General features: G+C 44.4%; 24 protein-coding genes. All 24 read left to right on the forward strand.

The annotated features are described in order from the left end of the window. Positions 1–2 precede the first annotated feature (2 nt). The 24 genes from J1C81_RS00395 to J1C81_RS00510 all read left to right on the forward strand — a co-directional run bounded on the left by J1C81_RS00395 (position 3) and on the right by J1C81_RS00510 (position 23,923). Positions 3–407: a PTS sugar transporter subunit IIA gene (locus tag J1C81_RS00395; RefSeq protein ID WP_002916770.1), complete on the forward strand. Its 405-nt coding sequence runs from the start codon at positions 3–5 to the stop codon at positions 405–407. Between the two features lie 310 nt (positions 408–717). Further along, the gene (locus J1C81_RS00400) at positions 718–1,896 is read left to right on the forward strand and encodes an SIS domain-containing protein (RefSeq protein ID WP_002916769.1); all 1,179 of its coding nucleotides are present in this window, start codon (positions 718–720) and stop codon (positions 1,894–1,896) included. A gap of 14 nt (positions 1,897–1,910) precedes the next feature. Beyond that, positions 1,911–2,948, forward strand: coding sequence for a tagatose-bisphosphate aldolase (gene lacD, locus J1C81_RS00405; RefSeq protein WP_002916768.1), 1,038 nt, complete (start codon positions 1,911–1,913; stop codon positions 2,946–2,948). Between the two features lie 24 nt (positions 2,949–2,972). Then, entirely contained in the window at positions 2,973–4,019 is a 1,047-nt protein-coding gene (locus J1C81_RS00410; protein WP_002916767.1) for an aldose epimerase family protein, read from the forward strand. 557 nt (positions 4,020–4,576) lie between these two features. Then, on the forward strand, positions 4,577–5,575 hold the full coding sequence (gene ruvB / locus J1C81_RS00415; RefSeq protein WP_002916766.1) for a Holliday junction branch migration DNA helicase RuvB: 999 nt from the start codon (positions 4,577–4,579) through the stop codon (positions 5,573–5,575). After that, positions 5,572–6,141, forward strand: coding sequence for a nucleotidyltransferase family protein (locus J1C81_RS00420; protein ID WP_002916765.1), 570 nt, complete (start codon positions 5,572–5,574; stop codon positions 6,139–6,141). The genes ruvB and J1C81_RS00420 overlap by 4 nt, the downstream gene beginning before the upstream one ends. A gap of 275 nt (positions 6,142–6,416) precedes the next feature. Beyond that, the gene (locus tag J1C81_RS00425; RefSeq protein ID WP_002916764.1) at positions 6,417–6,839 is read left to right on the forward strand and encodes a low molecular weight protein-tyrosine-phosphatase; all 423 of its coding nucleotides are present in this window, start codon (positions 6,417–6,419) and stop codon (positions 6,837–6,839) included. Continuing rightward, positions 6,832–7,257 carry an MORN repeat-containing protein gene (locus J1C81_RS00430; RefSeq protein ID WP_002916762.1) on the forward strand — a complete coding sequence of 142 codons (426 nt, stop codon included), beginning with the start codon at positions 6,832–6,834 and terminating at the stop codon, positions 7,255–7,257. Before J1C81_RS00425 ends, J1C81_RS00430 begins: the two co-directional genes overlap by 8 nt. After that, positions 7,247–9,052 (forward strand): acyltransferase family protein, encoded by a 1,806-nt coding sequence (locus J1C81_RS00435; RefSeq protein WP_032909980.1) that lies wholly within the window; start codon positions 7,247–7,249, stop codon positions 9,050–9,052. The genes J1C81_RS00430 and J1C81_RS00435 overlap by 11 nt, the downstream gene beginning before the upstream one ends. A 252-nt stretch (positions 9,053–9,304) precedes the next feature. Beyond that, complete coding sequence (locus J1C81_RS00440) at positions 9,305–9,832, forward strand: hypothetical protein (RefSeq protein ID WP_002898792.1); 528 nt, start codon at positions 9,305–9,307, stop codon at positions 9,830–9,832. A gap of 141 nt (positions 9,833–9,973) precedes the next feature. Next, the gene (locus J1C81_RS00445; protein ID WP_002905737.1) at positions 9,974–10,594 is read left to right on the forward strand and encodes a hypothetical protein; all 621 of its coding nucleotides are present in this window, start codon (positions 9,974–9,976) and stop codon (positions 10,592–10,594) included. 357 nt (positions 10,595–10,951) lie between these two features. Then, positions 10,952–13,606 carry a bifunctional acetaldehyde-CoA/alcohol dehydrogenase gene (gene adhE / locus J1C81_RS00450; RefSeq protein WP_002916760.1) on the forward strand — a complete coding sequence of 885 codons (2,655 nt, stop codon included), beginning with the start codon at positions 10,952–10,954 and terminating at the stop codon, positions 13,604–13,606. Positions 13,607–13,808: 202 nt separating this feature from the next. After that, entirely contained in the window at positions 13,809–13,967 is a 159-nt protein-coding gene (locus J1C81_RS00455; RefSeq protein WP_002916759.1) for a hypothetical protein, read from the forward strand. Between the two features lie 82 nt (positions 13,968–14,049). Continuing rightward, complete coding sequence (locus J1C81_RS00460; protein WP_002916758.1) at positions 14,050–14,730, forward strand: DUF6796 family protein; 681 nt, start codon at positions 14,050–14,052, stop codon at positions 14,728–14,730. Between the two features lie 115 nt (positions 14,731–14,845). Further along, on the forward strand, positions 14,846–14,953 hold the full coding sequence (locus J1C81_RS00465; RefSeq protein WP_223310948.1) for an acetylxylan esterase: 108 nt from the start codon (positions 14,846–14,848) through the stop codon (positions 14,951–14,953). A gap of 324 nt (positions 14,954–15,277) precedes the next feature. Continuing rightward, the gene (locus tag J1C81_RS00470; RefSeq protein ID WP_002911373.1) at positions 15,278–15,979 is read left to right on the forward strand and encodes an N-acetylmannosamine-6-phosphate 2-epimerase; all 702 of its coding nucleotides are present in this window, start codon (positions 15,278–15,280) and stop codon (positions 15,977–15,979) included. A gap of 14 nt (positions 15,980–15,993) precedes the next feature. Continuing rightward, complete coding sequence (locus tag J1C81_RS00475; RefSeq protein WP_002911380.1) at positions 15,994–16,911, forward strand: dihydrodipicolinate synthase family protein; 918 nt, start codon at positions 15,994–15,996, stop codon at positions 16,909–16,911. An 84-nt stretch (positions 16,912–16,995) separates the two neighbouring features. After that, positions 16,996–18,534 (forward strand): sodium:solute symporter, encoded by a 1,539-nt coding sequence (locus tag J1C81_RS00480; protein WP_002901990.1) that lies wholly within the window; start codon positions 16,996–16,998, stop codon positions 18,532–18,534. After that, on the forward strand, positions 18,534–18,986 hold the full coding sequence (locus tag J1C81_RS00485; RefSeq protein ID WP_002916757.1) for a YhcH/YjgK/YiaL family protein: 453 nt from the start codon (positions 18,534–18,536) through the stop codon (positions 18,984–18,986). Before J1C81_RS00480 ends, J1C81_RS00485 begins: the two co-directional genes overlap by 1 nt. 169 nt (positions 18,987–19,155) lie before the next feature. Next, the gene (locus J1C81_RS00490) at positions 19,156–19,998 is read left to right on the forward strand and encodes a MurR/RpiR family transcriptional regulator (RefSeq protein ID WP_002901994.1); all 843 of its coding nucleotides are present in this window, start codon (positions 19,156–19,158) and stop codon (positions 19,996–19,998) included. Next, the gene (locus J1C81_RS00495) at positions 19,995–20,891 is read left to right on the forward strand and encodes an ROK family protein (protein ID WP_002916755.1); all 897 of its coding nucleotides are present in this window, start codon (positions 19,995–19,997) and stop codon (positions 20,889–20,891) included. The genes J1C81_RS00490 and J1C81_RS00495 overlap by 4 nt, the downstream gene beginning before the upstream one ends. Positions 20,892–21,042: 151 nt before the next feature. After that, on the forward strand, positions 21,043–21,366 hold the full coding sequence (locus J1C81_RS00500; RefSeq protein ID WP_002916754.1) for a hypothetical protein: 324 nt from the start codon (positions 21,043–21,045) through the stop codon (positions 21,364–21,366). Then, positions 21,356–23,311 (forward strand): V-type ATP synthase subunit I, encoded by a 1,956-nt coding sequence (locus J1C81_RS00505; protein ID WP_002916753.1) that lies wholly within the window; start codon positions 21,356–21,358, stop codon positions 23,309–23,311. Before J1C81_RS00500 ends, J1C81_RS00505 begins: the two co-directional genes overlap by 11 nt. Positions 23,312–23,443: 132 nt before the next feature. After that, positions 23,444–23,923, forward strand: a complete 480-nt coding sequence (locus tag J1C81_RS00510; protein ID WP_002898768.1) for a V-type ATP synthase subunit K — start codon at positions 23,444–23,446, stop codon at positions 23,921–23,923. Position 23,924 lies beyond the last annotated feature (1 nt).

The raw sequence follows: 23,924 nt of genomic DNA on the forward strand, positions 1-23,924 counted from the left end.
TTATGAGTAAGAAATTAGTTTTAGTCAGTCATGGTCGCTTTTGTGAAGAACTGAAAACAACTACGGAAATGATTATGGGGCCTCAGGAAGACATCCATGCAGTAGCCCTGCTTCCGGAGGAAGGTCCAGAAGATTTCGCAGCTAAATTCTTAGAAACGGTAAAAGATTTTGAGGATTACTCGGTTTTTGCGGATCTCTTGGGGGGCACTCCTTGTAATGTAGTCAGTCGCTTCATTATGGAAGGACAGGATATCGAGCTTTATGCGGGGGTCAATCTGCCCATGGTCATTGAGTTTATTAACGCTTCTTTGACTGGAGCAGAAGTCAGCTATCCATCCAAGGCAGCAGAGAATATTGTTAAGGTCAATGATGTTCTAGCAGGCCTAATGGATGATGAAGATGAATAAAAGCTTGAACAATCACTTCTAGTTAGGTCAAGTCCTTGCGCTGTCAGCAGATGGGAGATTGCTGATAGGTGAGGATTTACTACAGTGGATGATTCAAGCATACTGGTCTAAGAGGAATTTGGGAGATGCCTCTTGGCCTAGGGAAATGGATGGTTCAGCATTGCAAAATGCAGTCGCTGTCTGGCTTGAAAAAGCTTGTTAAAAGCATAGTTCAAGTCTAGCCATCGTCGCGGGGGTAGGACAGCGAGCCGAAAATCTTTGATTTTCTGGATTCTGTCTCGCTCCCCCTTTTTTCAAATGATGGAAAGGAATGAGAAAGAGAATGTTAGATTATTCACAGGAAGAATTGCAGCGTCTGGGGGCTGACATCACAACGAGAGAAATCTATCAGCAGCCTGGGGTTTGGCAGGAAGCCTTTGAACATTACAAGGCTCAAGCCGCAGCTATCGCTGCTTTTCTGAAAAAAATCGAGGAAAAACATGATTACATCAAGGTCATTTTTGCCGGAGCCGGTTCATCAGCCTATGTCGGAGATACCTTGACGCCTTATTTCAGGCAGATTTATGATGAGCGCAAATGGAATTTCAACGCTATCGCGACGACAGATATCGTGGCCAATCCCTTGGTGCATCTGAAGAGAGAAGTACCGACAGTGCTTGTTTCCTTTGCCCGCAGCGGAAATTCCCCAGAAAGTGTAGCGACTGTGGACTTGGCTAAACAGCTGGTAGATGACTTGTATCAGATTACCATTACCTGTGCTGCCCAAGGCAAGCTAGCCCAGCAGGCCCAAGGTGATGAAAAGAATCTTTTGCTCCTGCAGCCGGAAGATTCTAATGATGCTGGCTTTGCCATGACCTCTAGTTTCAGCTCTATGATGCTGACAGCCCTTTTGGTCTTTGATCGATCTGAACTAGCCCAAAAGGAAGCCAAGGTTGCAGCTCTGATTCAGCTCAGCCAGGATGTTTTGGGGCGCGTTGCAGATGTGCAGCAGCTGGTTGATTTGGATTTCAGTCGGGTCATTTATCTAGGGGCAGGGCCTTTCTTTGGTCTGGCGCATGAAGCCCAGCTCAAGATTTTAGAGCTGACAGCCGGCCAAATTGCGACCATGTACGAAAGTCCAGTCGGTTTCCGGCATGGGCCTAAGTCGCTGATTAACCAAGACACAGTCGTTTTGGTCTTTGGCTCGACAGATGGCTATACCAAGGCTTATGATTTGGACTTGGTGCGGGAAGTGGCTGGTGACGGGATTGTCCGCAGACTAGTCTTGCTGACTGACCGGGAGGAGCAGTTGGAAGGAGTCGAACAAGTAGTGCTAAGTACCCAAGAGCCTCTGGGAGATAGCTATCGTATCTTCCCTTACGTCGTCTATGCTCAGCTCTTTGCTCTCTTGACCTCGCTCAAGGTCAAGAACCGTCCAGATACACCATCTCCGACAGGCACGGTCAATCGTGTAGTACAAGGGGTTATCATTCACCCTTTTGGGCAGTAAGAAAAGGAAAAGTTATGGAGAAATTACAAATCAGCCACAAAAAAGTGAGCCATCTGAAAAAATTATCAGACGAGCAGGGGATTATCGGGGCTTTGGCTATTGACCAGCGTGGTTCGCTCAAGAAAATGCTGGCCAGCGGAGAACACTCACCTTCTGGTGACCAAGCTCTGGTTCAGTTCAAAGAATTAATCTCTAGTCAGCTGACTCCCTATGCCAGCTCTATCCTGCTGGATCCAGAGTTCGGTCTGCCGGCAGCCGAGCTGCGAGATGCTTCCTGCGGGCTAATAGTGGCCTACGAGAAGACCGGCTATGATGCGACAGCCGAGGGCCGCCTGCCGGACTTGCTGCCTAACTGGTCAGCTAGTCGCATCCGAGACATGGGCGCAGATGCCGTCAAGGTCTTGATTTACTATGATGTGGACGACAAACCAGAAATCAACGACATCAAGCAGGCTTGGGTTGAGCGCGTGGGCAGTGAATGCTTAGCTGAGGATATTCCTTATTTTCTGGAGATTCTGACCTATGATGCTAAGAGTGACAGTGTCTTGGACGCTAACTATGCCAAGCTTAAGCCGCATAAGGTCAATGAGGCAATCAAACTCTTTTCAGATTCCCGCTATCATGTAGATGTCTTAAAGGTTGAAGTGCCGGTCAATATGAACTTTGTCGAGGGCTTCACCAAAGAAGGGGTTGAGCCAGTCTACAGCGTGACGGAAGCCCAAGCTTTCTTTAAAGAACAGTCAGATGCGACGCACTTACCTTTCATCTTCCTCAGCGCTGGTGTCAGTGCCGAACTTTTCCAAGAAACGCTGCGGCTAGCCCATGAAGCGGGCTCACAGTTTAATGGTGTTCTGTGCGGACGGGCTACCTGGAAAGATGCAGTCTCAGTCTTCGCTCAAGAGGGAGCTGTAGCAACTCGAGCGTGGCTGGACGAGACAGGCCGTCAGAATATCGAGGATCTTAATCAAGTCTTGCGCCAAACAGCGGTGTCTTGGGTGGACAAGCTTGACCTGCCTTTTGAAGACAGAACTTGGCAAGTTCGTGATTTTTAACAGGATAGATAAAAGAGGTTTGGCATGAAATCTTACCGAGAATCCATTTTTGGCAAGCTGGGCAGTCAGGAGATTCTAGCTTACACTTTTGAAAACAATCGAGGTTATCGTCTAACAGTCATGAACTACGGAGCAACCGTCATCCAGTATGTCACTCCTGATAAGGATAATCACTTTGACAATGTCATCGTCGGTTTTGATCAGTTTGAGGATTATATTGGAAACAGCTCTAAGCACGGAGCCAGTATTGGTCCGGTGGCTGGACGTATTGCCGGAGCAACGTTTGAGCTGAATGGGCAGACCTTTCAGCTAGAGGCCAATAATGGCTTAAACTGCAACCATAGTGGCTCCAGCGGCTGGGATAGTAGCGTTTTTGAGGTTGAGGAAGTCAGTAATGACGGGCTCACCTTTTATACAGAGCGGACTGACGGCACTGGCGGCTTTCCGGGCAATCTGAAAATCTGGGTTTCCTATACCCTGACAGAGAAGGGCGAGCTGGAAATCTCCTATCAGGTCCAGACAGATCAGGATACCTTGGTCAATCCGACCAACCACAGCTATTTCAACCTGTCTGGTCGTTTCAATCAGCCCATTGATGACCATATCCTGCAGCTCAATACTGATGGTGTCTATCCTATCGCAGCTGACGGTCTTCCTGAAAAAAAGGCTGATGCAGAGCGTGACTTTGTCAAGAAGCTGACCAAGGGTGCTGCCCTTAAAGAAATTTTCGATGCGACCGATGAGCAAATCCAGCTGGTATCTGGCTTGGATCATCCCTTTGCGCTAAACCCAAGCCGAGACCAGGCAGGCGCGCTCTATCATCCAGCATCGGGCCGCCGCCTGACCATTCAAACTCAGGCGCCCTGCCTAGTGATTTATTCAGCGAATTGCGTGGATGATTCTGTTCGGTTTGACGGACAGCCTATGATGCAGCATAATGGCTTGGCTCTGGAAGCCCAGGCTTTGCCGGATGCCATTCACAGCAGCCAGCAGTCAGATGTCATTCTCAAGGCCGGTCAAATTTTTACCAGCAGGACGGTGTATTTTGCTGATGTACCAGCAACTTTATAAAGAAACAATCGCGAAAGAGCACAGAAAACGGCAGTACCTCCTTCTGCCGTTTTTTTGCCCAGTTTTCAGAGACTATGTTTTCATAAGTAGCCAATCTTGAGCAAGGGAACAGCCTCAACAATCAAAAGCAAAATCTTTTTTGCTAACTGAATTTTACTTTAAGTTTTTCTTAAGCTAAGGGCAGTATACTATGAGTATCAAATGAAGCCCCCTAACTTTGTTTGATAATCCTAAACTTTTTCATAATAATCTCCCATAAAGGCCACCCAATCCGGTGGTCTTTTTTTGCTCAAATTTTAGAATAAGACAGGATGTTTATCGGATTGTAACTCAAATGTTAAATTTTAAAGGATACGTTATACAAAGTTAAGGTTTCTTTAAGTTAGGGACAGTATACTATGAGTATCAAATGAAGACCTCCTAACTTTATTTGATAGAAATCCTAAACTTTTTCATAATAATCTCCCATAAAGGCCACCCAATCCGGTGGTCTTTTTTTGTGTTCAGACGTGGATTAGATTTGCTTCCTCTGCCTTATTTTCTGCTATAATAGTTCTATGAGTAGAATTTTAGATAATGAATTAATGGGTGATGAGGAATTAGTGGAGCGCACCTTGCGTCCCCAGTATTTACAGGAGTATATCGGTCAGGACAAGGTCAAGGACCAACTGAAGATTTTTATTGAAGCTGCTAAGCTAAGGGATGAGGCGCTGGACCACACTCTGCTTTTTGGCCCTCCAGGTCTGGGGAAGACGACCATGGCCTTTGTCATTGCCAATGAACTAGGCGTAAATCTCAAGCAGACTTCTGGTCCGGTGATTGAAAAGTCCGGAGACTTGGTTGCAATCTTAAATGACCTTGAGCCGGGCGATGTCCTCTTCATAGATGAGATTCACCGCTTGCCAATGGCAGTAGAGGAAGTGCTGTACAGCGCTATGGAAGACTTTTACATCGACATTATGATTGGCTCAGGCGAGACCAGTCGCAGCGTCCATCTGGATTTACCGCCTTTCACTCTGATTGGGGCGACCACTCGGGCAGGCATGCTGTCCAATCCTCTGCGGGCTCGCTTTGGAATTACTGGTCACATGGAGTATTATGAAGCTGGCGACCTGACTGAAATCGTTGAGCGGACGGCAGAAATTTTTGAGATGGATATTACCCACGAGGCTGCTAAGGAACTGGCTCTGCGTAGCCGAGGCACGCCGCGGATTGCCAACCGTTTGCTCAAGCGGGTCCGGGACTACGCGCAGATTATGGGCAATGGCCTGATTGATGATAAGATAACCGACCAGGCTCTCTCCATGCTGGATGTGGACCAGGAAGGTCTGGACTACGTGGACCAGAAGATTTTGAAGACTATGATTGAGGTTTACGGTGGCGGTCCGGTAGGGCTTGGAACCCTCTCAGTCAATATTGCCGAGGAGCGCGAAACCGTAGAGGACATGTATGAGCCTTACCTGATTCAGAAAGGCTTTGTCATACGGACTCGGACTGGGCGCGTGGCTACCCGCAAAGCTTATGAGCATCTAGGATATGAGTATATGAAGGAATGATGACAGAAAAGGAGATTTTAGACCGACTAGGCCAAGATCCAGACATCCGAGCGATTTTGGAAATTATTCGCAGTCTGGAGCTCAAGGATTCTTGGTTAGCGGCTGGATGTGTGAGGAATTTTATCTGGAATATGCTGTCAGAGCGACCAGGTTTTGACTCAGAGACGGATGTAGATGTCATTTTCTTTGATCCGAGTTATTCTGAGGCAGAGACGATAGAGCTGGAAGCCAAGCTCAAGGCAGACTGGCCACAGTATCGATGGGAGTTGAGAAATCAAGCCTATATGCACCGCCATAGTCCTGGAACGGCGCCTTATAAAAATGCTCGCGAAGCCATGAGTAAGTATCCTGAGCGCTGCACGACTATCGGACTGCGCTTGCTGGCAAATGATAAACTGGAACTTTTTGCTCCCTATGGTTTGAAGGATATCTTAAACTTTCAGGTCAGACCGACTCCTCATTTTCTTGAAAATAAGGAGCGCCAGCGTGTCTATGCTGAGCGCTTGGCTAAGAAGAACTGGCAGAAACGCTGGCCGCAGCTGGAATATCACTATCCTGATAAATAGGTATAAGCTAAGAGTAAAATGTTTAAGTTATTTTAAGGAAGTTTTAAGAAATGGATATTATACTATAACCAAGTTAAGAAATTAACTTAACTCCTAAAACTTTTTTCTTTTTAAAAAATAATCTCCCTACAAAAAGCCACCAAACGGTGGTTTTTTGCTATTTTCAGACATAATAGGAGTAGGGCTTGCCAGTTTTCAACGAGAATCAGGAAACTGTAAACGATTCAGGGCTAGTTTTTGCCATTATTTTGTTATAATAGATAGCGAGGTATTGTATGAAGAAAATTGTATTTGTATGTTTGGGCAATATCTGCCGTAGTCCGATGGCAGAATTCGTCATGAAGAGTTTAACAGACCAACTGAAAATCGAGAGCCGGGCAACCTCAGGCTGGGAGCACGGCAATCCCATTCATCGGGGAACACAGGCTATTTTTAAGAAATATGCCATTTCTTATGATAGGAACAAGACTTCTCAGCAGATTTCGGCAGCGGATTTTGCGGATTTTGACTATGTCATTGGAATGGATGAAAGTAATGTCCGAGATTTGAAGCGGATGGCGCCTGAGGATTTTCAGCATAAAATTTATCAGTTTGAAGAAGAAGGTGTGCCGGATCCTTGGTACACAGGAGATTTTGACCAAACCTATGATTTGGTCTTGGCTGGCTGCAAGAAGTGGCTAGAGCGTTTGGATGGATAGGAATATGGATAAAGTAAAAGAATTTTACGCTAAATACAAGGTCTATCTGACCCGGCAGAATTTAGAACTTTTGGCTGTAACGGTCATTGTACTGTCAGCTATTCTGGTTTTTACCTCGGGGATTCCTGGTAAGGGCGTTTTAACGCTGGATCAGGGGAAGATCAAGTATGACGGGACCTTGGTTCGCGGGAAGATGAACGGTCAGGGGACTATGACTTTTCAAAATGGGGACAGTTATACCGGTCAATTTCGCAATGGCATTTTTGACGGCAAAGGAACTTTTACCTCGCAGGCTGGCTGGAAATATGAAGGGGACTTCAGCAAGGGTCAGGCCGATGGACAAGGAAAGCTAACGACAGAAGGCAATGTCGTTTATGAAGGAACGTTTAAACAAGGAATTTATCAAAATGCGCATTAAATGGTTTTCGCTCGTCAGAATCACGGGGCTGCTTCTAGTTCTGCTTTATCATTACTTCCAGGGCGTTTTCCCTGGCGGTTTTATTGGCGTGGATATCTTCTTTACCTTTTCTGGATTCTTGATTACATCTCTGCTTATTGACGAGTTTGCCAAGAAGAAAGAAATCGATATCCAAGGCTTTTTCAAACGGCGTTTTTATCGGATTGTACCGCCTCTGGTCTTTATGATTTTGGTCGTTATGCCCTTTACTCTCTTGATTCGTAAGGATTTTGTGGCTGGGATTGGGACACAGATTGCAGCTGCCTTGGGCTTTGTGACAAACTTTTATGAAATGCTCTCAGGCGGCAGTTATGAGAGTCAGTTTGTACCGCACATCCTGATCCATACTTGGAGTCTGGCTTTAGAAGTGCACTATTATGTTCTTTGGGGGCTGGCTGCTTGGGGCTTGGGCAAGGTTGCCAAGTCAACGGCCCGCTATCGCGGCATGATTGCTCTGGTTTCTGCAGGTCTCTTTTTGCTCAGCTTTGTATCAATGTTTGCTGGTGCTTTGACCACTAAGAATTACTCTGACATTTATTTCTCAAGTTTGACCCACGTCTTTCCTTTCTTTGCAGGAAGCATCCTAGCAACCTTATCTGGCGTCGGCCATGTCAGCAGTCGCTTTAAGATGCTGGAAGAAAAGCTGGCTCTCAAGCAAGTGCTAGGAATTATGGGGGGCAGTGCAGCTGTTTTGCTTTTGCTCAGCTTCCTGCTCAAGTTTGATAACCTTTGGACCTACCTGGTAGGATTCTTGATTTCGACTATCTTGGCCTGTCTGATGATTTTGGCTGCCAGGATGCTGCATGACAAGCTCCCTGATGTGAAAGAGCCTGGCATTATCAACTTTATCGCGGATACCAGCTATGGTGTTTATCTCTTCCACTGGCCATTCTATATTATCTTTACCCAGCTGATGAGTAACAGCTTGGCTGTTCTCTTGACCACGCTGCTGTCTCTTACTTTTGCAGCCTTGTCTTTCTATATCTTGGAGCCAACTCTTGCTGGTCGTCAGCCGGTTATCATGGGAACCAAGATGGACCTATCGTCTCTTACCAGACCAATCTTTTACAGTATGATTCCGCTGACTTTGATTATGTTCTTTATCTCGGTGACAGCACCAAAGGTCGGAGCTTTTGAGGAAAGTTTGATTGTCAATGCTCTGAATCAAGCTGACACTAAGATGCAGACAACTCGGAGTCAGGTTGATCAGTCCAAGGCGACTGAGTACAATGTGGCGGACGGGATTACCATGATTGGCGACTCGGTTGCCCTCCGCTCTAGCGATCAATTGCAGCAGATCTTACCAGGAATCGAGCTAGACACTGTCGTTAGTCGCAGTCTGAGTACAGGCTTGGAGGTCTACAAGACAGATATTGCTAATAGAGTGCTGAAGAAGCAGGTTGTCCTGGCTCTTGGAACCAATTCGTCTGGTTATTCGAATGAACTTTTGGATGAGTATGTTTCCAGCCTGCCTAAGGGTCATCAGCTGATCCTCGTGACCCCTTATGACGGTCGCTCAGAGGGCGGAGTCTTGGCCCAGCAGCGGGAGTATGAACTGGAATTAGCCAAAAAGTACGACTATGTCTTTGTGGCTGATTGGCATCAAACTGCTATCGAAAATCCGCAGATTTGGGAAGGGACAGACTATGTCCACTTTGGCTCGAACTCAGAGTCCATCATTGAAGGGGGAACTCTCTATGCCAATACCATTAAGCAAGCCATAGATGAAGCAAATTCTGGTAATGTGAAACCATAAATAATCAGCTCGGTTTGTCCGAGCTTTTATAGAAACCAAAAGAAAACACAGCCTTATCTAATGCTACTAACAGAGATTCGATGGGGATTCAAACTGGAAGTGCAAGGATTATCTTGATGTTGATAAATATTTCATAGTGGGTGCAGATATTAAATATGACTTGAGTTTATTGCAAGGTCATTATGGGGACAATGAAGGAGACGCTGCTATGATTCAGGATGGAATTGATGCATACAAGAAGGAGAATAAAGAATGATAACTTCAATAGTTTTTATTACTTCTCTAGTGTTACTTTTCCGTTATTTTAAAAATAGTAAATCACGGATTATTATTGCGTTATTATATAGTTTGTTTCTTATATGGTATGTTCAAGCAGTTTTGAATTACGGTAAATACACTTTGCAGCCTGGTCAAAGCATAGAGCTGAGAGCGCATCCTAATGCAGACCAACTGGGATATAGTTCTGAGTTGATTTTAAAAAAGAACGATGATAAAAAAATCAAATTAACAGGTATTGAAGTTTGGAGCGAAAAAAATTCTAGAATTTACTATTATGTTAAGGAACAGTATATCTCTCAATCTATTTATGAAAATGGTGAAACGACTGATAAAAAACTATCTAATAATCAAAAAAATATTCACCTGGAGGAAGATGGAATTGTAGTTAATTATACTAATAAAAAAATCTTTGATGTTACTAAAAGTAAACCGTATAATATTACTATCACCAATATTGACGATAGACCCGCTCAATTTGAAGCCCGAGTGGTGGATAGATGAAGTCGAGTAGGAACTCGAAAAGTGAACCTTCGTGAGTGGTGCTAATAGCCGACTAAAGAAGCTTGGTACAAGTACAAAGGAAGAGATAATTAATAGGATTTTTAGGGTTGTCGAAATTATTACGGAAACTAGGTGGACAATATGCGACTATACATCAAAGGTGATTATGCTAAAAAAATAACATTTACTACTAGAGAACTAGTTTGGAAGATGTGGTTTAAAGAACGGAATGGCAAGAAAATAAGTTACTCCAACGTTGGTGATGATGAGATGCTGCAAGATGATTTTTATTTCGGAGCAGAGTTGCGCAAATGGGCTTCAGTTGATGAAAGATGGGATAAGGCTCCTTTTATAATTCCGAGCAATCCTTGGTTGTCCTTGCAATATGAAGATATTGAACTTGAATTTGAACATGCCTTTATTTCCGACGACCGCGAAAAAGGGGAGTTTCTTCGAATTGCCTCAACTCATGTAGATATTTTAATGGTTGACAAGCGCGCTTTATACGTTATGGCTATTGAAGTAGCATCTGCCATTGATGGTCAGATTAGCGAAGACGGCAAGCAAAGTTGGCTAAGTGTAGAAGAATTTAAGGAATATCACAAGGATGTTCTTTCACTGACTTATGATGAAGCTGTTGAAATCAGTTTGGAAGAATTAAAGACAATGGTACCGGTAAGAGATCCTCTATGGGAAGAGGAGGAAAGGCTTCGAGAAGAATATATCAAAATCCACGGTGAACGTGTTTATGATGACGATTGAGATTATTATTAAAAATGGGAATTAAGGTTCATCTTTTATAAGTTTATAAAGTAAAGATCAGCTCGGTTCGTCCGAGCTTTTTATATCTAAAATAAGAAAGCGCTTTCATATATTATGTGAAAACAAAAGTATGTGAAATCTCTAAAAAATTAAAAAAGTTTTTCACAAAATAGACAAAAATAATCTAATAAATCAGCGCTTGTTTTCTAATATTCACAAAATAACAGGAAAAAGTTTGTGAATGTTGAGTGAAAGTGTTTACAAAAGATATTAAATAAGTTATAATTGAATTGTGAAATATTTAACAAAGGTTAGTGTTCTTCGTCTAACCTAAGACAAAACCATTGGAGGAATAGAATGGCTGAAAAGAAGAAAACGGTAGAACAAGAAGACAAGGCTTTGGCAGCGCAAAAGCATGTCGACGAATTGGTGCAAAAAGGTCTGGTTGCACTCGAGGAAATGAGAAAGCTGAATCAGGAACAGGTGGATTACATTGTAGCCAAGGCTTCTGTAGCAGCTTTGGATGCCCATGGTGAGTTGGCTCTGCACGCTTATGAAGAAACGGGCCGTGGAGTTTTTGAAGATAAGGCGACTAAAAACCTTTTCGCCTGTGAGCACGTTGTGAATAATATGCGCCATACGAAAACTGTCGGTGTTATTGAAGAAGATGATGTGACTGGATTGACCTTGATTGCGGAGCCAGTGGGTGTTGTCTGCGGTATCACACCGACTACCAACCCGACTTCAACAGCGATTTTCAAATCTTTGATTTCCTTGAAGACTCGTAATCCAATCATCTTTGCTTTCCACCCATCTGCTCAAGAATCATCTGCCCATGCAGCTCAAATCGTTCGTGATGCAGCAATTGCTGCGGGTGCGCCTGAAAACTGTGTGCAGTGGATTACAGCTCCATCTATGGAAGCAACTTCTGCACTTATGAACCATGAAGGGATTGCAACAATCCTTGCGACAGGTGGTAACGCAATGGTGAAGGCAGCTTACTCATGTGGTAAGCCAGCTCTGGGGGTTGGTGCCGGAAACGTACCAGCTTATGTGGAAAAATCCGCTAATATCCGTCAAGCAGCGCACGATATCGTTATGTCTAAGTCCTTTGACAATGGTATGGTCTGTGCTTCTGAGCAAGCCGTTATCATTGATAAGGAAGTTTATGATGAATTTGTAGAAGAGTTCAAATCTTATCATACTTACTTTGTAAATAAGAAAGAAAAAGCTCTGTTGGAAGAGTTCTGCTTCGGCGCTAAGGCAAACAGCAAGAACTGTGCTGGTGCTAAGCTAAATCCGGATATCGTTGGTAAGCCAGCTACTTGGATTGCAGAGCAGGCAGGCTTCAGCGTGCCAGAAGATACGAATATCTTGGCTGCAGAGTGTAAAGAAGTTGGTGAAAAAGAGCCATTGACACGTGAAAAACTGTCACCTGTCATCGCTGTTCTCAAGTCTGAATCTCGTGAAGACGGTGTTGAAAAGGCCCGTCAAATGGTAGAATTCCATGGTCTTGGTCACTCAGCTGCTATCCATACAGCGGACGAAGAGTTGACTAAGGAATTTGGTAAGGCTGTTCGTGCCATCCGTGTTATTTGCAATTCACCTTCTACTTTTGGCGGTATCGGAGATGTTTATAATGCCTTCCTGCCATCACTGACTCTGGGCTGTGGTTCTTATGGTCGCAACTCAGTTGGTGATAACGTTAGTGCTGTGAATCTCTTGAACATCAAAAAAGTAGGAAGACGTAGAAATAATATGCAATGGATGAAACTCCCTTCAAAAACTTACTTCGAGCGTGACTCTATCCAATACCTGCAAAAGTGTCGTGATGTGGAACGTGTCATGATCGTTACAGACCATGCGATGGTAGAGCTTGGTTTCCTAGATCGTATCATCGAACAACTCGATCTTCGTCGGAATAAGGTTGTTTACCAAATCTTTGCAGACGTAGAACCAGATCCAGATATCACAACAGTTGAACGTGGTACGGAGATTATGCGTACCTTCAAACCTGATACAATCATCGCCTTAGGTGGTGGTTCACCAATGGACGCAGCTAAAGTAATGTGGCTCTTCTATGAGCAACCAGAAGTGGACTTCCGTGACCTTGTGCAAAAATTCATGGATATCCGTAAACGTGCCTTCAAATTCCCATTGCTTGGTAAGAAGACTAAGTTTATCGCGATTCCTACAACATCTGGTACAGGTTCAGAAGTAACACCGTTTGCCGTTATCTCTGACAAGGCTAACAACCGCAAGTATCCAATTGCTGACTACTCTCTGACTCCAACTGTAGCTATCGTAGACCCAGCTCTGGTACTGACTGTTCCAGGATTTGTTGCAGCAGACACTGGTATGGACGTGCTGACTCACGCAACAGAAGCTTATGTATCTCAGATGGCAAGCGACTTTACGGATGGTTTGGCTCTCCAAGCGATCAAACTAGTCTTTGAAAACCTGGAAAGCTCTGTTAAGAACGCAGACTTCCACTCTCGCGAAAAGATGCACAATGCCTCTACTATCGCTGGTATGGCCTTTGCCAATGCCTTCTTGGGAATTTCCCACTCTATGGCCCATAAGATTGGTGCTCAGTTCCACACAATCCACGGTCGTACCAATGCGATCTTGCTGCCATACGTAATCCGCTACAACGGTACACGTCCAGCTAAGACAGCGACATGGCCTAAGTACAACTACTACCGTGCGGATGAGAAATACCAAGACATCGCTCGCATACTCGGCTTGCCAGCATCTACTCCAGAAGAAGGTGTTGAATCATTTGCAACAGCTGTTTATGAACTGGGAGAACGTGTCGGTATCGAAATGAACTTCAAGGCTCAAGGTATTGACGAAAAAGAATGGAAAGAACATTCACGCGAATTGGCCTTCCTTGCCTATGAAGACCAATGTTCTCCAGCCAACCCACGTCTTCCAATGGTTGACCACATGCAGGAAATCATCGAAGACGCTTACTATGGCTACAAGGAACGCCCAGGACGCCGCAAATAAGCGAATAGCTTCTTCAATAAAAAATAAGACAGTCTGTCGGTCATCCCCTACCCCTTGGTGGGGGATTTTTCTATGTATCTTAGCGAGGCAAGACCGTTGGTCGAAGCTAAGCTTAGAGACATTGATGCTAAGGAGCGGAGTGACGTGAGCGCTATGTGTCTTAAGGAAACGCGTCCGTAGGACAAAGTTGAGTCATAGAGCAGTGGATGCAGTTTTGTCTCTTGGGACAAAAGCTGTATACCTTGAAAAAACATATAGCCAGGCAAGACCTCTGGTCGAAGCTGAGCTTAGAGACATTGATGCTGAGGAGCGGAGTGACGTGAGCGCTATGTGTCTTAAGGAAAGGAGCTTGCTGGGGTAAAAAGACGTAAACCTTCTGACTACTTGTGATTGAGTGAGCTTTTGTGCTAAGATAAGGGGACAATGGAAAAAAGGAGAGCAATGTGATTTTTTTATCTTTATGGGTTGGGCTGTTGAGTGGTCTTTGCTGGTTGTTGGGGGATATTCTGCTGGTTGGCTTTGAGGTAAACAAGAAAAGTTATGCTTCCTTTACGGAGCAGAGTCGGATTGGCAATAAGAAGCTGGCTATGCTGATGCTGTCTGGCTCTGTCGGTCGGCTGCGTCTAGGTGCTCTGGTGGCTAACTTCTCAATCCCTCTTATGTTAGTCTCGCTTTATGCTCTCTTTGGTTTGACAAATAAGGGCTTGTGGGCCTATCTGTCAATAGCCTTGTTAGGAATTGGATTTGCTCTGTCGCCAGTGGCACATGTGGCCTTTTACTACGTTGGGATCATCAGCAAAAAGGCTTATAAACGAAGCAACGGACAGGTCTGCTCAGACGAAGACAGCGAGCTTATCAATGAAGCAGTCCTCTTTCTAGATATAACCTGGCGAACAGCTATCGCCCTGACCGGTCTAGGCTGGCTCGTTTACTCACTGCTAATAGTTACCGGTCAGACAATATTGCCTGCTTATCTGGGGCTGCTGACTCCTTTACCGCTGAGTCTGTTGACTATCTTACTGGTAGAAAAGCTGAGAATCGGACGCCCCTACCTTAACGGAGCCGGCCTAAACATAGGATTTAGTTTGTTCTATTTACTGCTCCTGCTTCATATAGGTTCTTAGGTAGTGGGCCCGACAAATTTCAGAAAAACAGAAAATCTATATATTAACCTATTGAAATTTTCCTCTTTCTATGGTATGATGGAAGAGGTCTCAAGAATCGTTGGGAGGATAAGACATGAAAAACCCTACTTTACTTAAAGAAATGTTAGATTATCGCGGAAGAGATGAAATGCCCGGCGATTTTGATACCTTTTGGAATAAACAAGTGGCGGAGTTTTGCTAATTGGCATTCTGCTGATTTAAACTTCAAATATGGGCTTTCAAATAAGCTGGTTGAGCTTGGTTTTTGTTAGCATTTATTCCTTTAAGATTGGAAGTCTACAAAACTGCTTCCCCCTAGGACTAGGCATTCGCCTAGTTCTTTTTAGTTGTAGAAAAATGTTGGAACAGCCACGAAAAAAATAAATACTTTAGCTATATTCGTCTGTATAAGTTTCAAACTGAGATAAAAAGTAATGCCCAAAAAGAAAGTACTTTCTAAAAGTAAAATTATATTGAAACTAATTGCAATAAATGTTAAGATAATAAATGTAAAGGCTTACAATAAATGAGTAAGGAGGATAGGAATCAAATGGAAGAGTTGAGACATAAGTTAATTGTGTCGTGTCAGGCTCTACCAAACGAACCATTACATAGCGACTTTATCATGGCTCGTATGGCAGTGGCGGCCAAAGAAGGAGGTGCTAGCGGAATTCGGGCTAACTCGGTTATAGACATCAAGGCGATTAAAGAAGCGGTGGATTTGCCAGTTATTGGGATTATCAAGAGAGATTATCCAGATGCTCAAGCTTTTATTACACCAACTATGATAGAAGTAGATGAGCTGATGGAAGCCCATCCGGAGATTATCGCTTTAGATGCGACAAATTCCAGCAGACCTCAAGGAGAGAGTTTAAAAGCATTTTTCCAGAAAGTGAAAGAAAAATATCCTCAGCAGCTTTTGATGGCTGATTGTTCAACTATTGGCGAGATGCTGGAAGCTGATCGAATGGGATTTGATTTTATCGGAACAACCTTGGTGGGCTATACTAGTCAGAGCGAAGGAGATAAGATTGAAGCCAATGACTTTGAAATCATCCGAAAAGCTTTAGCTGAGATTCAGCACCCTCTGATTGCTGAGGGGAATATTGATAGTCCTGAAAAGGTGAAAAGAGTTCTAGAGCTGGGAGCCTTTAGTGTGGTAGTTGGATCTGCTATTACACGGCCGCAGCTGATTACAAGGAAGTTTGCAGACGCAACGAAAGAATAGAAAAGAGGAAGAATATGTCAAAATTAGAAAAATATGAAGGTGTCATTCCGGCTTTTTATGCTTGTTATGATGAAGCAGGAGAAGTAAGCCCAGAACGTGTTCGTGCTTTGACTCAGTACTTTATTGATAAGGGAGTTAAGGGTGTCTATGTTAATGGTTCTTCTGGTGAGTGTATTTACCTCAGTGTAGCAGACCGGAAATTAATTTTGGAAAATGTCATGGAAGTGGCTAAGGGCAAACTGACAGTTATCGCTCATGTGGCTTGCAACAACACTAAGGACAGTGTGGAACTGGCTAAGCATGCTGAAAGTTTAGGTGTTGATGCTATCGCTGCTATTCCTCCTATTTACTTCCGTTTGCCGGACTATTCTATCGCTAAGTACTGGAACGATATGAGTGCAGCGGCTCCGAATACTGACTTTGTCATCTACAATATTCCGCAGCTGTCTGGAACGACTCTGACACCAGCACTCTATGCAGAAATGCGTAAAAATCCACGAGTTATTGGGGTTAAAAACTCTTCTATGCCGACTCAAGATATTCAAATCTTTGTCGCAGAAGGTGGGGAAGATCATATTGTCTTTAATGGTCCAGATGAACAGTTTATCAGCGGTCGAGTTATTGGTGCTAAGGCCGGAATTGGCGGAACCTATGCTGTGATGCCTGACCTCTTCCTTAAGCTCAACCAACTTATCATTGACAAAGATCTGGATCGTGCTAAAGAACTGCAGCATGCGATTAATAGTGTGATTTACAAGATGGTCAGCGGTCGCGCAAATCTCTATGCTGTTATGAAAGAAATTCTTCGTCTCAATGAGGACTTGGATATTGGTTCTGTTCGAGCACCGTTAGAGCCTCTATCTGAGGGGGACTATGCGATTGCCAAAGAAGCGGCTGCTATGATTAAGCAGATAAGAGAAGACTTCTTGTAATATAAAGAGTGTGACACCAGAGTCTAGGGCAGTCTAAGCCTGCCCACCCCACGCTCTGGAGATGAATAATAATGGAGAAATTCTATGGGAAATGTTGGTTTTACCACAATCGATATGATTATCCTGATTGTGTATTTACTAGTTGTTCTGGTAGCAGGTTTGCTGTTCTCGAAAAAGGAAATGCAGGGTAAAGAGTTCTTTAAAGGTGATGGAACGGTGCCTTGGTATGTAACATCTGTTTCCATTTTTGCTACATTGCTAAGTCCGATTTCCTTTATGACACTGGCGGGGAACTCTTATGCAGGGACTTGGCTGCTCTGGTTTGCCCAGCTGGGTATGATTTTTGCCATTCCAGTGGCTATTCGTTTCTTCTTGCCGATTTATGCACGTCTGGATATTGATACAGCCTATGACTACCTGCAAAAACGTTTTGGTTCTAAGGCCTTGCGGGCTTTGTCAGCTGTCTTCTTTATCATCTATCAAATCGGCCGCATGTCCATCATTATGTATCTACCTTCAGTGGCTCTGGCTACTCTGACGAAGATTGATGTCAATATCTTGATTATCGCGATGGGTGCGATTGCCATTGTTTACTCTTATACCGGTGGAGTCAAGTCAGTTCTGTGGACAGACTTTATTCAAGGTTCTGTACTCTTGATTGGTACAGTTGTAGGGCTTTTCTTCCTGATTGCTAATCTCAAGGGTGGCTTTGGCGATATTGCTAGTGAGCTGGCCAGTGGTAAATTTATCTCAGGGAAAGAAACTATTTTCAATCCTAACTTGCTGAAAGATTCTATTTTCCTAATTATCTTGGGATCTGGTATCAATACCCTGTCCTCTTATGTATCTTCGCAAGATATCGTTCAGCGCTTTACGACAACTCAGAATGTGAAGAAACTCAATAAAATGATGTTTACGAATGGAGTTTTGTCAATCTTTATCGCTTCTGTCTTTTATCTGATTGGTACAGGTTTATACGTCTATTATCAAGTACAGCATCCAGGCAGTGAGGGCAGCTCTATTCCTCAAGACCAGATCTTCACTTACTTTATCGCCTATGGTCTTCCAGTTGGAGTGACCGGTGTTCTGATTGCAGCCATTTATGCGGCGGCTCAGTCTACTATTTCTACGGGTCTTAATTCTGTAGCGACTTCTTGGACTCTGGATATTCAAGATGTTGTGTCCAGCAATCTGGACGACAAGAAACGGACTAAAATCGCTCAATATGTTTCTCTAGGTGTAGGAGTCTTCTCCACAGTAGTTTCAATCGTGATGGCTCATACAGGTATTACATCGGCTTATGTTTGGTTTAATGGCTTTATGGGCTTGGTACTAGGTGTCTTGGGAGGAATCTTTATTCTAGGAATCTTCACCAAGCGTGCCAACCTCAAGGGAGCTTATGCGGCTATGATTGCTTCCAGTATTGTCCTACTAGTCATCAAGTACGCTCTGCCAGCAGAAGCAGTTAGTATTTGGGCTTATTCATTGATTTCAATTGTTGTTTCTTTAATTGTAGGCTATGTGGTTTCCGTCTTAACTGGCGGCAAGGCTGCGCCAGAGAATACAACTGTTTACGATATTGCAAGTATTCATGCAGATAAATCCTGGGAGGTACGGCACTAATGGAACTAGTTCAATATAAAGGAGCAGCTGTTGAGAGAGACATTCAGCATCCTGCCTTAAAAAAAGTCTTAGAATTTTTACAGACACATGATGTCAGCCAAGATGAAAAGGGCAACCACCCTGTGTCTGATGATTTCTTTTACAATGTCATTGAAATGACGACTACGACCGACGATGAACGGGTCTGGGAAAGTCATAGGGAATTTTACGATGTGCATCTGATTTTTGAAGGAAGGGAGCGCATCCACTATAACTTTTTGTCCAATATGGAAGAAGGGGATTATGATGCGGAAGGAGACTGGCAGCAGATGTCCGGCCAAGCTTTGTTTGACCTGATATTCACTCCTGGCAGCCTGCTCTTGCTGGATCCTAATGACGCCCATAAGACTGGACTGATAGCTGAAGAAGCCGGCCCCATCCGTAAGGTTGTCTTTAAAGTAAAAATTGTATAAAAGGCTGCGGGCGGGATGAGAAAGACGGATTGTTCTTAACATGCTGCCCCAGCTTTTTTAGTCAGTTTTGAACTTTATTTTCTGCTGGAGAATTCTAGCAAGGAAGGGTTGGAATTACTTTTGAGAAAGTGGTAGAATAAAGAAAATAGTTGCAGGAGGAAAATGTCTGATGGTTTCTTTGGAAAAAAACATTTTGCCAGTGATTGAGTCTGTATATGGTAGTCTGACACACCTGGAAAAGAAGATTGCAGATTATTTTCTGTCTGATGAGGCACTGACAGCTGATCTATCGGCTCAGGCGGTGTCTCAGAAGCTCTATGTCTCTGTGCCTTCTCTGACTCGCTTCGCCAAAAAATGTGGCTTTTCAGGCTACCGGCAGTTTATCTTTGAATTTCAGGAATCCAGCTCAGAAAGTAAAAATGTCAGTAGGGATTTGACGAGAAATGTCTTGTCTGATTATGGCGAATTGCTCAATAAGACTTTTTCCTTGATTGACGAAGAACAGTTCCTGCGCGTTGGGGATATGCTCAACAATGCTGGTCGAGTCTATATCTACGGGCAGGGGAGTTCAGGCTTAGTGGCTCGGGAAATGGAGTTTCGCTTCATGCGGTTGGGAATGGTTTGTAAGGCCATTACGGACGACCATATGATTCGGGTGAATAGAGTCATGCTGGATCCGGACTGTCTGGTTATTGGCATTTCCATATCTGGCGAGACTAAAATTATCACGCAGGCTATTCAGAATGCCAAAAAAGTCGGAGCCAAGACTGTGCTGGTAACTTCCAATAACAGCGACGACTTGAGGCAGCAGTGTGATGAATTGGTCCTAGTAGCTGTCAAGAAGCACTTGGCACAGGGCAATAATATCTCTCCTCAGTTTCCGGTTTTAGTTGTGATGGACATTTTCTATGCCTATTATATAGATTTAGACCGAGATTATCGCAGCCAAATCTTTACAAATACACTTTCAGCTTTAGAAGAAAATCAAGAAGAGAAGGAGCATGAATCGTGAATATTGTAGGAATAGATATCGGTGGGACAACGATTAAAGCAGATCTCTATCGGTCTGATGGACGTAGTCTAAATGAGTTTCGAGAAGTTACTACTGAGATCGATTTTGAAAAGAAAACGAATCAGATTTTAGAGCAGGTTTGCCAGCTAATAGCATTTTATAAGGAGAAGTTTGAGCTAGATGGAGTAGCGATTTCATCTGCTGGTGTAGTTGACAGCCAGGCTGGGAAAATCAGTTACGCAGGCTATACCATTCCAGGTTATATTGGGACAGATTTCCGTAGTCGGGTTTTAAAAGAATTTGGTTTGCCGATTGCGATTGAAAATGATGTTAATTGTGCTGCTCTGGGTGAGGCTTGGCTAGGTGCTGCCAAAGGTCATGCTTCTGCGGTTATGATTACTGTCGGTACAGGCATTGGCGGTGGCATTATCTATGATGGAAAAATTGTCAATGGATCCACCTATACCGCTGGTGAGGTAGGCTATCTGCCCATGGAAGATGGACAGGACTGGCAAACCCAGGCCTCAACAACTGCCTTGTTAGCATTATACAGCCAAAAGACAGGTGAACAAGGCCATACTGGGCGTAGTTTTTTTGCGGCGGTAGACCAAGGAGATAAGCTGGCGCAGGAAACACTTGATATTTTCTTAGGTCGCCTAGCTAAAGGTCTCTTAACGCTATCCTATATTCTAAATCCAGAGGTGTTGATTGTCGGCGGCGGCATATTAGCTCGTTCTGAGCTTATTCTGCCACGTCTTGAAAGTCTGATGAAGCAGCAAGTAGTAGATCCGCGCTTTTTGCCTAGAGAGTTGGTGGCAGCAGCCCTAGGGAATGAAGCCGGACGATTAGGCGCTGTTCAACATTTTCTGAATCAGGAGAAAAACTCTGTTTGAAAAAGATGTTTTCAGAAAGAATATGATATAATTTATGCAAGTACGAAGCTGTATTCCAGAAGATGAGTTTGCCAGATGGTTGGACAGTCAGCCAGGAATGCAGATTTTAAAATCCGTTTTCGAAGTTTTTTGAAAACGAGGGGGTGAATAGATGGCCAATGAAACACTTGAAAAAATGCAGGAAATTGAAACTGCTGCAGAAGAAGTTTTGATGGGCTACAGGACGCAGGCTCAGGAGCTGCGGCAGCAGGTAGATGAAGATCTCAGGCAGCTGGGGCTGACCTATGACGATGAAACGCAGAAGCTGGCAGAGGAATTAACTGCGAGTTCCCAGCAAAAGTTGGTGCTCCTGCAGCAAGACCTGGAGCAGATAACCCAGCAAAATGAGGACAAGGTTGCGGCCACGCTGACAGACAAAAAAGCAGACCTGGCGCGAGCCATTGTAGAGAAGGTGGTAGAAGCTTATGGCCATTAGTCAAATGCGGCAGCTGTCTCTGCTTTTGCCCAAGGAACTGCTGGATCAGCTTCTCTTTTACCTACAGGGTTTAGAGTCTGTTCAGATTCATGACTTGCGGAAGGAAGAGGACTGGCAGGCAGCCTTTGAGCAGACTTTAGTCGGCCGACCGGATCAGCAGCTATCTCAGCAGGATTTGCTCAGTCGTCAGGAAAAGCTCGAGAGGCTAATTGCAGAGCTGGAGCCTTTTATGCCCAAAAAGAAACTGCTGGGATCCTTAAAAGAAGAACCTTTGGAACTGTCTTTTGCTGCTTTAGAGCAGGCAGGGAAGGCTCGCGATGAGGTGGCGCTGCTGGAAGGAATCAGCAAACAGCTCAAGGTCTTGCAAGAGGCCAAAGGTCAGATAGAAGCTTATTGCTTGGAAGTGGCTGCGCTGGAGAAGTGGGAGCCACTGGAGCTAACACCGCAAGTAGCTGCGACTTTCAGCCATTTGGGAGCTTTGATTGGGACGATTCCCAATACAGACGACGATGCTCTGCGCCTGACTCTGGGAGCACATCCCGACCTGAAGTTTCAGGAAGTCTTTACCAATGATACGGAGCATGGGGTTCTTATTTTTTACAAGACAGGCTCTTTGGAAGAAGTTCGCAAAATCTTGAAAGAGTATGGCTTTAAGCCTTTTGAGTATGACCATGCGGAACTGCCTGCTGAGCGGATAGCCCAGCTCAAGGCCAATATTCGACAGCAGGAGGCTGTGGCAGATGCTATGACTAAGAGTCTGGCAGCTTCCAAGAATGAACTGGATCAACTCAAGGTTCAGCTGGACTATCTCTGCAATCTCTCCTCCCGTCAAGAAAGTAAGAATCAGTTAGCCAGCACGCAAAATCTGGCAGCCTTGGAAGGCTGGATCGAAAGCAATCAAGTTCAAGCTCTTGAGGCTTGCTTGACAGAGCAGTTTGGTCAGAGTATTCTCATCCAGACCAGAGAGATTCGACAGGATGAGGAAGATAAGGTTCCGACCAAGCTAAAAAACAATGTCTTGGTGGAGCCCTTCGAGCTTGTGACAGAGATGTATTCCTTGCCTAAATATGGTGACAAGGATCCTACTCCTGTCGTTTCCCTATTTTATTTTGTATTCTTTGGCATGATGGTTGCTGATATTGGCTACGGTCTTTTGCTCTTTGTGGGCACCAGTCTGGCGCTGAACTTCTTGCATGTCAAGCCGGGGTTGGCTAAGAATCTGCGATTCTTCCGCCTGCTGGGCGTAGCAGTCATCATCTGGGGACTGGTTTATGGCTCTTTCTTTGGCTTTGAACTGCCCTTTGCTCTGATTAGTACCAGCTCTGATGCCATGACGATTCTGGTTATTTCGGTCGTCTTTGGCTTTGTTACAGTGCTGGCGGGCCTCTTCCTCAGCGGTCTGAAAAATATCCGCATCAAGGATTATGCAGAAGCTTATAATGCAGGCTTTGCTTGGGTGTTGATTTTGCTGGGGCTGCTACTCTTGGCCTTGGGAAATTTCTTCCCATCCTTGGCCTTTGCAGCAACGATTGGTCAGTGGCTGGCCATCATCAATGCTCTGGGCATACTGGCAGTATCCATTGTCAGTGCTAAAAGCTTGGCAGGATTGGGGTCAGGTCTCTTTAATCTCTACAATGTTAGCGGCTATGTAGGAGACCTTGTCAGCTTTACACGGCTGATGGCTCTGGGACTTTCGGGAGCCAGCATTGGCTCGGCCTTTAACCTTATTGTCAGCCTCTTTCCACCTGTCGCTCGCTTTAGCATTGGCATTCTGCTCTTTATTGCTTTGCATCTGGTCAATATGTTTCTATCTTTTCTGTCCGGTTATGTACACGGAGCGCGTTTGATTTTCGTGGAATTCTTTGGAAAATTCTACGACGGCGGTGGCAAGCCTTTCACTCCGCTCAAGCCTAGCGAGAAATACGTTCAGCAAAGCAAGAAATAAAGATTAGGAACTATGGTAAGAGATGATAAGCTCATCTTTATAAAAACACTTTCTAAAACATCAAAACAAGTATTATTCATTCAACTAGCTGTTGGTTTTACGACGATTACAGCATTTTCATAGGAGTAAATCATGGAACATTTAGCATCATATTTTGGAACTTACGGCGGCGCCTTTTTTGCAGGTCTGGGAGTAGCATTGGCAGTCTTTCTCAGCGGAATGGGCTCAGCTCTGGGTGTTGGAAGCACTGGTCAGGCAGCAGCAGCCCTCTTGAAAGAGCAGCCAGAAAAATTCGCTCAAGCTCTGATTTTACAGCTTTTGCCAGGTACCCAAGGTCTCTACGGCTTTGTTATCGGGATTACCGTCTTCTTTAATATCAAGCCAGAATTGGCTCTGCAATCAGGCGTGGCTTATTTCCTAGCTGCTTTGCCAGTTGCGATTGTTGGTTACTTTTCAGCCAAGCATCAAGGACGAGTGGCGACAGCTGGTATTCAGATTTTGGCCAAGCGTCCGGAAGAGGTCATGAAAGGGGTTATCTTAGCGGCCATGGTTGAAACCTACGCCATCTTGGCCTTCGTTGTTTCCTTCATCATGGTTCTGAATGTGAAGTAAG

This window comes from Streptococcus sanguinis, assembly GCF_050225395.1.
GTDB lineage: Bacteria > Bacillota > Bacilli > Lactobacillales > Streptococcaceae > Streptococcus.